This is a genomic window from Nonomuraea recticatena (genome assembly GCF_039533245.1).
Classification (GTDB): domain Bacteria; phylum Actinomycetota; class Actinomycetes; order Streptosporangiales; family Streptosporangiaceae; genus Nonomuraea; species Nonomuraea roseola.
Map to the genome: position 1 here is coordinate 65,261 of NZ_BAAATE010000042.1, position 11,488 is coordinate 76,748.

The 11,488-nt window shown below is 71.6% G+C and carries 11 protein-coding genes and 1 pseudogene; 7 read left to right on the forward strand and 5 right to left on the reverse strand.

Features of this window, described 5'->3' with window-relative positions; translation table 11 throughout:
* Nucleotides 1–13 precede the first annotated feature (13 nt).
* Nucleotides 14–1,435 (reverse strand): serine/threonine-protein kinase, encoded by a 1,422-nt coding sequence (locus ABFX50_RS44550; protein ID WP_346155673.1) that lies wholly within the window; start codon nt 1,433–1,435, stop codon nt 14–16.
* Nucleotides 1,436–1,440: 5 nt separating this feature from the next.
* On the reverse strand, nt 1,441–2,952 hold the full coding sequence (locus tag ABFX50_RS44555; protein ID WP_346155675.1) for a serine/threonine-protein kinase: 1,512 nt from the start codon (nt 2,950–2,952) through the stop codon (nt 1,441–1,443).
* Nucleotides 2,953–3,137: 185 nt separating this feature from the next.
* On the opposite strand from ABFX50_RS44555, the gene ABFX50_RS44560 reads away from it, so the two are divergent.
* The 5 genes from ABFX50_RS44560 (at nt 3,138) to ABFX50_RS44580 (ending at nt 8,147) form a co-directional block, all read left to right on the forward strand.
* Nucleotides 3,138–4,862 carry a DEDD exonuclease domain-containing protein gene (locus tag ABFX50_RS44560; RefSeq protein WP_346155677.1) on the forward strand — a complete coding sequence of 575 codons (1,725 nt, stop codon included), beginning with the start codon at nt 3,138–3,140 and terminating at the stop codon, nt 4,860–4,862.
* Between the two features lie 17 nt (nt 4,863–4,879).
* Nucleotides 4,880–5,167: an Lrp/AsnC family transcriptional regulator gene (locus ABFX50_RS44565; RefSeq protein ID WP_346155679.1), complete on the forward strand. Its 288-nt coding sequence runs from the start codon at nt 4,880–4,882 to the stop codon at nt 5,165–5,167.
* Nucleotides 5,168–5,264: 97 nt separating this feature from the next.
* Nucleotides 5,265–6,170, forward strand: a complete 906-nt coding sequence (locus tag ABFX50_RS44570; protein ID WP_346155682.1) for a class I SAM-dependent methyltransferase — start codon at nt 5,265–5,267, stop codon at nt 6,168–6,170.
* 283 nt (nt 6,171–6,453) lie between these two features.
* Nucleotides 6,454–7,776, forward strand: a complete 1,323-nt coding sequence (locus tag ABFX50_RS44575) for a serine hydrolase (RefSeq protein ID WP_346155685.1) — start codon at nt 6,454–6,456, stop codon at nt 7,774–7,776.
* Between the two features lie 179 nt (nt 7,777–7,955).
* Nucleotides 7,956–8,147, forward strand: a complete 192-nt coding sequence (locus ABFX50_RS44580; RefSeq protein ID WP_346155689.1) for a hypothetical protein — start codon at nt 7,956–7,958, stop codon at nt 8,145–8,147.
* 33 nt (nt 8,148–8,180) lie between these two features.
* On the opposite strand, the gene ABFX50_RS44585 is transcribed toward ABFX50_RS44580, so the two are convergent.
* Nucleotides 8,181–8,399 carry a mycothiol transferase gene (locus ABFX50_RS44585; RefSeq protein ID WP_346155691.1) on the reverse strand — a complete coding sequence of 73 codons (219 nt, stop codon included), beginning with the start codon at nt 8,397–8,399 and terminating at the stop codon, nt 8,181–8,183.
* Between the two features lie 26 nt (nt 8,400–8,425).
* Nucleotides 8,426–9,418, reverse strand: a complete 993-nt coding sequence (locus ABFX50_RS44590; protein WP_346155694.1) for a DUF5937 family protein — start codon at nt 9,416–9,418, stop codon at nt 8,426–8,428.
* Between the two features lie 66 nt (nt 9,419–9,484).
* Between ABFX50_RS44590 and ABFX50_RS44595 the strand changes: the two genes are divergently transcribed.
* Both ABFX50_RS44595 and ABFX50_RS44600 read left to right on the forward strand, forming a co-directional pair.
* The gene (locus ABFX50_RS44595) at nt 9,485–10,699 is read left to right on the forward strand and encodes an MFS transporter (RefSeq protein ID WP_346155697.1); all 1,215 of its coding nucleotides are present in this window, start codon (nt 9,485–9,487) and stop codon (nt 10,697–10,699) included.
* A gap of 170 nt (nt 10,700–10,869) precedes the next feature.
* The gene (locus ABFX50_RS44600; protein WP_346155698.1) at nt 10,870–11,070 is read left to right on the forward strand and encodes a DUF5708 family protein; all 201 of its coding nucleotides are present in this window, start codon (nt 10,870–10,872) and stop codon (nt 11,068–11,070) included.
* Between the two features lie 66 nt (nt 11,071–11,136).
* Here the strand turns inward: ABFX50_RS44600 and ABFX50_RS44605 are convergent.
* Nucleotides 11,137–11,488, reverse strand: a pseudogene (locus tag ABFX50_RS44605) (cytochrome bc1 complex cytochrome b subunit); the annotation flags it as partial.

Genomic DNA, 11,488 nt, shown 5'->3' on the forward strand with positions numbered 1-11,488 from the left:
GGCTTGCACCGGATTATCCGTTCAGCGAGGCCGCGACCTGTTCGGCCGCGGTGACGGCCGTCCGCTGGGCGTCCGCGTCGGCCTTCTTGACCTCCACGACGTGGTAGACGATCTCGCCGGTGAGGTTGCTGCCGCGCAGCGCCACCCTGCACCACGCCCTGCCCGTGCCGTCGTCAGAGTTGGCATAGGTCTCGAAGGTGTCCTGGGCGTAGGCCGCCTCTCCCACGCCGGGAACGTCCCTGACGGCGGAGACGGTCTTCCTGAACGACGTGCCGTTCGCGGCGGAGGCGGCCGCCCTGTCGTTGTCGAACAGCAGCTTGGCGACCTCGGGCCCGCCGTGCCTGCCCTGCGGCGCGTGCGTGGCGACCCGCACGGAGATCGAGCGCTCTGGCCTCGAGCCCTGCCACACCTTCCACACGCACTCGCCCTGCCTCGGCGTCTCGCGCCGGGCGTCGCCGCCGAGCATGGCCCTGACCTGGGCCTCGGGCAGCAGCGCGCACGCGTCGGGCGCGGCGGCGAAGCGCCCCTGCTCCACGTGGGGAACGGCGAAGGCGTACACCAGCGCGCCCCCTCCCGCCAGCGCGACGGCCGCCAGGGCGGCGGGCAGCTTCCACTTGCGGCGCGGCCTGTAGGCGGTCGGGGCGGTGTTCTGGGAGCCGCTCAGCCGCTGGCGCACCTCGTGCGGCAGCGGCCGCCTGTTCGGGTCCTTGGCGAGCAGGTCGAGGATCAGCCTGCCCAGCTCGCGCCCCGCCCTGAGCGGCGGCGGCGGGTCGTGCAACAGGACGGCGGCGGCCACCGCGGCCTGCATCTCGCGGTGGAAGGGCGCCCTGCCCTCGACCGCGGTGTAGAGGCTGGCGCCCAGCGCGAACAGGTCGGAGGCGGGGCCCGCGGGCAGCCCGTTGAGCCGTTCGGGCGGCATGTAACCGGGCGAGCCGCCGCCGCCCACGCCGCCCATGGGGGCGGCCACGCCGAAGTCGGTGAGCATGGCGGTGCCGTCGGCGTCGAGCAGGATGTTGGCGGGCTTGACGTCCTGGTGCAGGATGCCGTGCGCGTGGGCCGCCTCCAGCGCCGACAGCACCTGCAGGCCGATGCGGGCCACGATGTGCGGAGGCAGCGGACCGCTCTCCTTGACGATCTTGTCGAGCGACCGGCCGTTGGCCAGGTCCATGATGATCCAGGGGTGGCCCTGCTCCAGCACCACGTCGTGGACCAGCACGATGGCGGGGTCGCGCAGCCGTCCTGCCGATCTGGCCTCGTGGATGGCCTGGTCGACGAAGGCCCGCCGGCCCGTCTCGTCGAGCTCCTGCGGGATGCGCAGCTGCTTGACCGCCACGTCGCGCCCGAGCCTGTCGTCCCTGGCGCGCCAGACGGTGCCCGCGCCGCCCTCGCCGAGCCGTTCCGCGAGCCGGTAGCGGCCTGCCAGCACGTACTCCATGCCCGTCAGCCCTGGCTCCGCAGCGCCTGCTCGGTCTGCCTCGCGGCGGTGAGCGCGGTCTGCCTGACCTGGTCGTCGGTCGGCCTGCTCGCCAGCGTGGTGAACTCCACCTGGATGACGAGGTTGGCCAGACGGTAGTAGACCACGGCGGTGTGGACCCTGCCCTGGGCGCTCAGCTCGTAGGTGTAGCCCTCCTCGCCCACCCCCTGCAGCGGCTTGGTCTTGCCGATCTGCGCGGTGAACGGCCCCTTGGCGCCGATCTCCTTCCACGACCACTGCAGCTCGGGGAACTTGCCGATGTAGGAGCGCTGGTTCTCGAGCAGCCGGTGCGCGGACTCGGGGGTCATGGACCAGGGGTGAGGGGTGTCGGAGTCGCGCTGGGCGACCACGCCCACGCCCCTGCCCTGGACGGTCCAGTTGCAGGCCACGCCGATCCTGTCGGCGCCCTCCACGGCGCTCTGCACGCCCTTGGGCGGCTGGCCGCTGTCGAGCACCTCGCCGACCTGGGCGGGCGTCAGCAGCCCGCACACGTCCACGGGGAGGGTGAAGGCGGTGGGAGGCCCAGAGGGCCTCCAGAAGATCACGGCCGCGGCCACCGCCGCCGCCACCACGACGGCCGTCGCGGGGATCGCCCACACCAGCCAGCCGCGCCTCTTGCCGATCCTGCCGGGCACCGTCAGGTCCTGACCCGCCAGTACGGGGGCCTCCTGGCCCGCGGCGACCTGGCGAAGGGCGTGGACGGTGCTCCACGGGTCGGGCCTGGCGGCAGGGTGGCGGGCCATCATCGCGGTCAGCACGGGAGCCAGCGGCCCCGACCGGTGCGGCGGCCGTGGCGGCAGGGTCAGCGTCGCCTGGATGCGCTCCATCGCCGAGCCCTCGTAGACCGAGACGCCCTCGGCGGCGGCGTACAGCGTCGCGCCCAGTGACCACAGGTCGCTGGGCGGCCCGCCGGGCTCGCCCTCCAGCCGCTCGGGCGCGATGAAGCCCGGTGAGCCGATCATCAGGCCCGCCTGCGTGAGCGTGGCCTGACCCTCCTGCCTGGCGATGCCGAAGTCGGTCAGCACCACACGCCCGCTGTCGGTGAGGAAGACGTTGCCCGGCTTCACGTCGCGGTGCTGCAGGCCGCGTGAGTGGGCGGCGGTGAGCGCCTCCAGCACGTCGGCGCCGATCCTGGCGACGGTGGAGGGCGGCAGCGGGCCGTCCTGGGCGATGGCCTCGCCCAGGGTGCGGCCGCGCAGGAGCTCCATGATCAGCCATGGCCTGCCGTACTCGACCAGCACGTCGTGCAGGGCGACCACGCCGGGGTGGCGAAGCTGGGCGGTGGCCTGCGCCTCGCGGGCCGCTCTGGCCACGGCCTCGGCCCTGCCCTGCTCGTCGAGCCCTTCGGGCAGGGTGAGCTCCTTGACCGCGACCTCGCGGTCAAGCATCTCGTCTCTGGCCAGCCAGACCTTCCCCATACCGCCGCTGCCCAGCGGCCTGATCAGGGTGTAGCGGCCGGCGAGTCGTCCCCCGGACATACAGGGGAGAGTAACGAATAATCGACCCCCATGAGGTCACGGCCTGAACCTGTCCTTACCGTCACGGCGGTGGCCGCGGGGCGGGGCGCCGTCCGTCGCCGGCCTGTTCGACGCCGGCCCGGTCATCCCGCTGATCGCCATGCCGTCCCGATAACTGTCGGTCGACCTCTCTATGGTCTTTGAACGTGGACGCGGTTCAAGGCACTCTCGACGAGCTCGGCACTCCGCTGAGCGAGGTCACCTTCGTCGTTTTCGACCTGGAGACCACCGGCGGCTCGGCGCACGAGCACGCGATCACCGAGATCGGCGCGGTGAAGGTGCGCGGCGGCGAGGTGATCGGCGAACTGGCGACCCTGGTCGATCCGGGCGGCCCGATCCCGCCGTTCATCTCGGTGCTGACCGGCATCACCGACGCGATGGTGATGGCCGCGCCGCGCATCGAGTCGGTGCTGCCCAGCTTCCTCGAGTTCATCGCGGGCGCCACGCTGGTGGCCCACAACGCCGCCTTCGACACCGGCTTCATCAAGGCCGCCTGCGCCGCCCAGGGCTACCCGCCGCCCGCCAATCCCGTCGTCGACACCGTCGACCTGGCGCGCAGGGTGCTGACCCGCGACGAGATCCCCAACGCCAAGCTGGGCACACTGGCCAGGTTCTTCCGCAGCCCCACCGAGCCGTGCCACCGCGCCCTGCAGGACGCCAGGGCCACCGTCGACGTGCTCCACGGCCTCATCGCCAGGGCGGGCTCCTTCCAGGTGCACACCCTCGAGGAGCTCAAGTCCTTCGTCCGCGCCCCCACCCCCGAGCAGCAGCGCAAGCGCCACCTCGCCGAGAGCGTGCCGCACGCCCCCGGCGTCTACCTCTTCGAAGACTCGCGCGGCGAGGTCCTCTACATCGGCAAGTCCACCAACCTGCGCAACCGCGTCCGCTCCTACTTCACCGCCAGCGAGACCAGGCCCCGCATCCGCGAGATGATCGGCATCGCCGAGAAGGTCCGCCACATCGTCTGCGCCACCCCCCTGGAGGCCGAGGTCAGGGAGTTGCGCATGATCGGCGGCACCAAGCCGCGCTACAACCGCAAGTCGCGCTTCCCCGAGAAGGTCGTCTGGCTGAAGCTGACCGACGAGGCCTTCCCCCGGCTGTCCATCGTCCGCGAGCTCAAGGACGACGGCGCCGCCTACCTCGGCCCCTTCACCAGCGCCAAGGCCGCCGACGACGCCCGCACGGCCCTGCACGAGGCCGTCCCGCTGCGCCAGTGCACCGAGCGGCTCACGCTCAAGGCCTCCCGCCCCGCCTGCGTCCTGCACGAGATGGGCCGCTGCGGCGCCCCGTGCGAGGGGCGGGAGAGCCCCGCCGACTACGCCCTCCACGTCGAGAGCGCCCGCCGCGCGATGGCCAGCGACGTCTCCATGGTCTACACCGCCCTCGAGGCCCGCATGGAGCGCCTGTCGGTCGAGCAGCGCTACGAGGAGGCCTCCGTCGACCGCGACAGGCTCGCCTCCTACGTCCGCGCCGCCGCCCGCATGCAGCGCCTCACCGCCCTCACCCGCATCCCGCAGATGGTCGCCGCCAGCCCCGCCTTCGACGGCGGCTGGGAGATCCACGTCATCCGCTACGGCAGGCTCACCGCTGCCGGCCACATGCCGCGAGGCGCGCACCCCACCCCCTTCGTCGAGGCCCTCGTCGCCACCGCCGAGACGGTCATCCCCGGCCCCGGGCCCATCCACGCCGCCAGCGCCGAGGAGACCGAGTGCATCCTGCGCTGGCTCGAGTCGCCCGGGGTGCGGCTGGTCGAGGTCGAGGGCGACTGGGCGCTGCCCGCCCACGGCGCCGCCCGCCACAAGGCCCGCATCGACCTGGCCTACCAGCGCCTCGACCACCGCACCAGGCGCGAGGGACGGCCGCTGCGGTGACCCGATACAGTTGGGGCATGGTCACGGCTATCGTTCACATCAACGCCGAGGTGGACCGGATTCCGGAGATCGCGCAGACGATCGCCGAGATCGACGGGGTCAGCGAGGTCTACTCGATCACCGGCGAATACGACCTGATGGCCATGGTGCGGGTGCCCGCCTACGAGCAGATCGCCGAGATCATCCCGGGGCGGCTCAACAAGGTGCCGGGCGTGCTGGCCACCTCCACGCACATCGCCTTCCGCACCTACTCCAAGCACGACCTCGACGCCGCCTTCTCCCTCGGCCTCACCGAATCCGACTGACCGCGGGGGCGAGCATCGGGGTGACGGCCTGAGCGGGGAACGAACGCCCTGGATAATTCGATGGCTCTGCCGGGGGCGGCTCGTTAGCGTGGCGCCGGTGACTTACGAGCACCCGCTGGCGTACCTGCTCGGCATCGAAGGCATCGCCCTGTTGCGCTCCTTCACAGGGGAGGGCGTCTCCGACCGCGAGTTCGTCGAGGCGCGCATCGCCGAGATCCGGAGGTTGCTGGACGACGAGTCGCTGGCGAGCGCCGCGGTCGAGGTCGCCCGCGTGGAGACCGTCGAGGGTTACCGGATCTGGTCGGACACCTATGACGCCCCCAACGCGGCGTTCGACTTCGACGAGCCCCTGGTGAAGGCGATCGTCGACACGCTGCCGGTGGGCGTGGCCCTGGACGCCGCGTGCGGCACCGGACGGGTCGCCGCCTCTCTCGCCGCGCGCGGCCACCACGTCCTCGGCGTGGACAGCTCGCCCGACATGCTCGCGCGGGCGCGCGAGCGGGTGCCGGAGGGTGAGTTCCGCCTCGGCGAGCTGTCCCGCCTGCCGGTCGCCGACGACGCCGTGGACCTCATCGTGTGCTCCCTGGCGCTGACGCATGTCCCCTCGCTCGGGCCGGTGATGGCCGAGTTCTCCAGGGTGCTGCGTCCGGGCGGGCACCTGGTGATCTCTGACATCCACGCCGAAGGGGTGGGGCGAGGCGTGATCCCGCCGGTGCGCCTGCCTGACGGCGCACGGGCACGGGTGGCCAGCTATCGCCACCTGACCGGGGACTACCTGCGTGCCGCGCTGCCGGTGGGCCTGCGGGTACGGCGGTGCGAGGAGCCGCGGATGTCGACGGTGGACCGGCCAGGGGACACCACGGGCGAGTCCGCGACGCTGGGACCGTGGGACCTGTGGCCGTGGTGCCTGAGTGCGCTGGCCCCCGAGGCGGCGAAGGCAGCCGTGGTCGGCGTGCCCGCGATGGTCATCTGGCACTTCCAGCTGACCGAGCGCCACAGCTGAAGTCCGCTAGAGCAGCCGAAACGCCTGCACCGCCGCATCGTCAGTGACGGCCGATGTCCCTCAGACACGCATGCTCCGGCCCGGTGCGCGGATAGCGCACTTACCACTAGATATGCCATTTCGACGGTTCATTGGAGATCATTCTGCCTAGAGTGGTCCGGTGATTTTGACTAGATCCACAAACCATCGAAGGCGTGCTCTCTCCGGGCTCGCCGCCGCAGCCGTACTGCTGTACGGCCTCGTAGCGCCGCCCCCGGCGAACGCGGAGGTGGACAACGGCTCGGTGAGCACGCTCGCGCACTTCCTGCGGCAGGCACTCGACCGTCAGCAATTCGAGCAAGTCCTGGACACCAACCCGCCGACGAGCACGGCCGAGCTGAACGCGCTGCGGCAGGACGGCGCCGACAAGGAGGCGAAGCAGCTTCCGCAGAAGGCGGACCTGCACGCGGCCGCCGCGGCGGCCGAGCCGATCAGGCAGCAGCCCCAGATCGACCTGACCGTCATCGAGCTGAACAGGCTCGGCCGCCCCGTCTCCTCCGGCACCGTGCTGATGAGCCCGCAGTACCCGGACGGCAAGGCCGTGCCGGTGGACGGCAACCTGCACACCACGGACGTCCGCTGGAGGCAGTGGGACGACGCCGGCTGGTACGCCAACCGCGGCCAGGGCAGCATCGACATCGTGCCGGGCCGCGAGAACGCCCCCATCGACTTCATGAGCCCCTACCCCGCGTCCGTGCTGAAGCTGATGGTGGCCTTCGGGGTGCTGCGGCTGGTGGATCAGGGCCAGATCTCGCTCGACGACACCTACGCCTACCAGCCGGTCACGGTCAGCTCGCTGTGCGGCCCGGCCGGCAGCGACACAATCCGCAACTACCTCGACGCCACGCTCACCTGGTCGTCCAACGGCGCCGCCTGCGCCATGGTCAAGCTGCTGCACGACAAGGGCGCGGTGGACGGCCTCAACCAGACCTTCCAGGATCTCGGCCTGGAGACGCTGCAGCTCAAGAACACCAACCCCGCCAACGGCGCACGGTGGGGCAACCCCGTCACCATGAGCTCGCTCGACACGGCGAAGCTGCTGATGCTGGTCAACGGCGGGGTGGGCACCCTGTGGAAGACCCCGGGCGGCACCAGTGTCACCGCCGATGTCCTGAGCGACGCCTCCCGCACGTTCTTCAGGAGCAGGCTTGCCGAGCAGGGCATGAACGTCACCCTCTCCACCACCAACTGGTGCGGCGCCGACTACCCCGCCCCCGGCATCCCGCAGCTCACGCCCTCGCGGTGGATCGGTGCCGACGGCACCGTGACGATTCCCGGTCAGGGCATCTCGTACGGCCGCGACGTGCGACCGTGCAACCGGAAGGCTGAGGTGACGTACGCCCACAAGAACGGCTGGGTGAACAACTCCGGCGCCGACGCGGGGATCGTGAAGGCCCTGCCCGGCAAGGGCGGCCGCACCTACATCGTCGCCATGTTCTCCAACCTCGGCTACCAGTACGTCGACTCGAACCGGCCGCCGACAGGCGCGGAGAACGTGTGGTTCACCGAGCGGCTGGCGAAGCTCGGCAAGGTCATCGACGAGTACGAGAAGCGACGCTCCTCCTGACCTCAGCCGCCTGGCCGAGCCGAGCAGGCAGGCCCGGCGGCTCACCAGTCATGAATCCGGAGTCGGGTTCGGTGGGGAGACGGCCCTCGATGGCGAGCCCGCCATGGCGCTCGCTGAACTCACACCGCCCCGCCTTGCGCAGCACCGTCCGGATGACCTCAGCGTCCCGGAAGAGTCCCGTGCCCGCGCCGGTGCTCAGACACCAGCGCCAGCCCGGTCAGCGTCCTGACCAGCCCTTCCATGCACAGCACGATAATCTCTACGACCCGTACGAGCGCGCGTCGACGGGCGTCTTTGAGCACCTGATGCAGGCCGTGACCGCTGAGGCCGTCGCCCGTGGGCAGGCGGACCTCGACGTGGTCATCGTCTGAAGATCCGAACTCCATACAGACCCTAGGTCGGACTCATGCTCCGTCCTTGGCGGACCAGCCGATCGGGTGGGGCGGGTCCTCGCCCACCAGGCCGTCGATCGCCTCGCGAAACAGGTCCGCGTGGCCGACATGCCGGGCGTACTCGTCGTGGACGTCGACCAGGATACGGCGCACGTTGGGCGATTGGCCGTCCTCGGTGACGGTGAACCCGGCGGGCCGGTCGAGGCCGCCGTAGGCCAGCACCTTGGCCACGGCAGCCCGGGTGCGGGCGACGGCCTCTAGTGCGCCGTCGTCCCCAGTAGGGCCGCACCGAGCGCGGTCGTCATGTACAGCACGTGACGCCCGGACCGCTCCCTGGCCACGAGCCCGCTCTCCCGCAACACTCCCAGGTGCTGTGACACCGCGCTGGGCGTGACGCCGAGAGCGCGAGCCAGCTCCGTCGTCGTCGTGGGTGAGCGCAGCGCCTCGAGCAGGTCGGCCCGCGCCCGGCCCAGCAGCCTGACCGCGCTCCCCGCGGGCGCCCGCGTCCCCGCCGTCCACAGCGCCCCGACGCCTCGCGCCGGATACCGCACCGTCGTCTGCGTGGACGTGCTCTTCTTGATCAGCACGTACGGCGAGCCGAGGACGACCGGCATGAGGACCAGCCCGCCCGGCCCCCGGTTCACGGCCCGCTCGGCCCGCCAGCGCGCTCCCCCCAGCATCAGCCGGCCGTCGCGCCATCGCAGGTCCGGATGCAGATCGGTGAACAGCCTCTCCGCGCCGCCCGCGGCCAGCTGCCTGGCGCGATGGACGACATCCGCCTCGAGCACCGCGCGGATCCTGGACCAGTGCGGCGCGATGAGCCTGTCGTGCGCCGCACGCAGCTCCGCGGCGATCGCGCGCAGGCCCGCCACCGGTCGCGCGGCGAGCTCCGCGACGGCGGCGGGCGGGTCGTCGCCGAACACCCGCAGGAGGCTGGCGCGCACCTGGGGAGCGGTCGTCCTTCGCAGCGCCGCCAGGTCGTCCTCGAGGGAGGTCCCCGCGCCGCGCGGGGCAGGGACCAGGAACTCCGGCCAGGCCGGCCGGTCGCTCACGATCAGCGGCCAGGTGCGCGGGAGGTCAAGTGGATGCCTGGCCAGCTCGTCGGCCGCCCATCGCAGCCACGGCAGGTGGATCGGCTGCCGATCGCGATCGCCGAGCTGCTGCAGTGCGGAGACCGTCTCGGACAGCGGCGAGATCGCGAACCGGGTCGCCGCCAGCTCGGCCACACCGAGATCGATCGTCAGGGCCACGGCCTCGAGTATGTAGCACCGGCCTACATGCTGTCGTGATCGCGCCCGCGCCGGGAGGATCCCGGCATGGAGCAGGACACGAAACCACGCCTGTCGGCGGCCTACTGGCGGTTGTGGTGGGCGACGGGGATCAACAACGTCGGCAACGGGGCGTTCGCCGCCGCCGTTCCCCTGCTGGCCGTCACGCTCACGCACGATCCCAGGCTCGTGTCGGTCGTGTCAGCGGCGACGTATCTCCCCTGGCTGCTGCTGTCGCTGCCCGCCGGCGCGCTCGTCGACCGCTACGACCGCGCCGCCCTCATGTGGCGCGCGCAGGCCGTCCAGGCGGTGATCGCCGGAGTCGTCGCGGTCCTCGCCGCGTCCGGGCACATCGGCATCCCGGTGCTGGCCGTCACCGCCTTCGCGCTGGGGACGTGCGAGATCGTCGTCGCCAACGCGGCTCAGGCGATCTTGCCCGACATCGTCCCCAGACCCCTGCTGCACCAGGCCAACGGCTACCAGCAGACGATCACGCTGATCGGCCAGCAGTTCGCGGGGGCGCCGATCGGCGGCCTGCTGTTCGCGGTGGCGGTGGCGCTGCCGTTCGGGATGGACGCCGCCACCTTCGCCCTGTCCGCCGTCCTGCTGGCGACGCTGCCCAGGCGCACGCGCAGGCGGATCGAGCACCCGCCGCTGCGCGCGGCGATCGCGGACGGCCTGCGCTGGCTCGCCCGTCACCGGCTGCTGCGCACCCTCGCGGTGCTGCTGGGCGTCAACACCTTCTGCGGACAGCTCGGCAACGCGACACTCGTCCTGCTGGCGACCCAGACGCTCCGCCTCGACGTGCCCGGATACGGCCTGCTGCTGGCAGGGGCCGCGGTCGGCGGCCTGCTCGGCGGCCTGGTCGGCTCGCGCGCCGTCCAGCGGGTCGGCGCGCTTCCCGCGCTGCTCACGGCGCTGGGCACGAACGTCGTCGTCTTCGTCGGGATCGGGCTGAGTCCGAACGCCGTCGTGCTCGGCGGCCTGCTGGCGGTCAACGGCTTCGTCACCATGCTCTGGAACGTCGTGACCGTCGGCCTCAGGCAGCAGATCGTGCCGTCCGACCTGCTCGGCCGGGTGAACAGCGTCTACAAGATGCTCGGATGGGGGCTCATCCCGCTCGGGGCGCTGGCCGGTGGGCTGGTGGCGTACACGTTCGGGTTGCGCGCGCCGTACCCTGTCGCGGGCGTGTTGCGAGGGGTCGCCCTGGTGGTCGCGATGCCCGTACTGGTCGGGGCCATGCGGAAGCACACCTGGCGGTGACGCGCGTCCTCCTGGCCGCTCAGCGAGATCCGGAGGACGGCGGGCGGCGGCGTCACCCGAAAGATGTAGCGTGATCTCCTCAGCGCGCAGGAAGCCTCCGGACCTTGCCCTTCACTACCGTTACGGGAGCAAGGGACCCCTGTGTCCGCCCGTGATCGAAAGAGGTCTCCATGGCCCCCGCCCACAAGACGCTCCTGACCGGCCTGGCCACCTTCGTCGGCGGAGTGTTGCTGTGGCAGTTCGGACTCGACGTCGAGATCGTCGTGTTCACACCGTCGAAGATCGGCGTGGTCCTGATGATCATCGGCGGGCTGGAGACCCTGTACGGCGTCTACAAGCTCATGCGCAGCCACAGCGCCGAGCAGCGCTAGCCGCCCTCCGGAAAAACAGCGCCGCCCCGGACCGCGAGATGCGGTCCGGGGCGGCGCTTTCGTGCGTCAGTGCGTCAGGCTGCGGTCGTCGCCGCCCGGCCCGATCTCGGCGTGTTCCTCGCCGTGCTCGTGCCCGTGGCCGTCGTCCAGCGGGATCTTCTCCCCGCCGTACGCCTTCGACATCCGCCCGCGCAGCTTGCCCAGCGGGCCACGCATGCCCCTCGGCGGGATCCCCTCGGTGTCGGCGTCCACGTCGACCTGCGGGATCGCCTCCTTGCCGCGCAGGTGCGCCTCGATGTCCTCCGCCGCGGGCGTGTGGACCTCGATGAACTCACCGTGCGGCAGCCGCTTGATCACGCCCGACTCCACGCCGTGCCCGATGACCGCGGCGTCGGAGCGCTGCAGTCCCAGACAGATG

Excerpts from the sequence above, each read along its gene's own strand:
- ABFX50_RS44565 (WP_346155679.1), top strand. The coding sequence starts at position 4,880 with ATGGTCACGGCTATCGTTCACATCAACGCCGAGGTGGACCGGATTCCG.
- ABFX50_RS44595 (WP_346155697.1), top strand. The coding sequence starts at position 9,485 with ATGGAGCAGGACACGAAACCACGCCTGTCGGCGGCCTACTGGCGGTTG.
- ABFX50_RS44550 (WP_346155673.1), bottom strand. The coding sequence starts at position 1,435 with ATGGAGTACGTGCTGGCAGGCCGCTACCGGCTCGCGGAACGGCTCGGC.
- ABFX50_RS44600 (WP_346155698.1), top strand. The coding sequence starts at position 10,870 with ATGGCCCCCGCCCACAAGACGCTCCTGACCGGCCTGGCCACCTTCGTC.
- ABFX50_RS44555 (WP_346155675.1), bottom strand. The coding sequence starts at position 2,952 with ATGTCCGGGGGACGACTCGCCGGCCGCTACACCCTGATCAGGCCGCTG.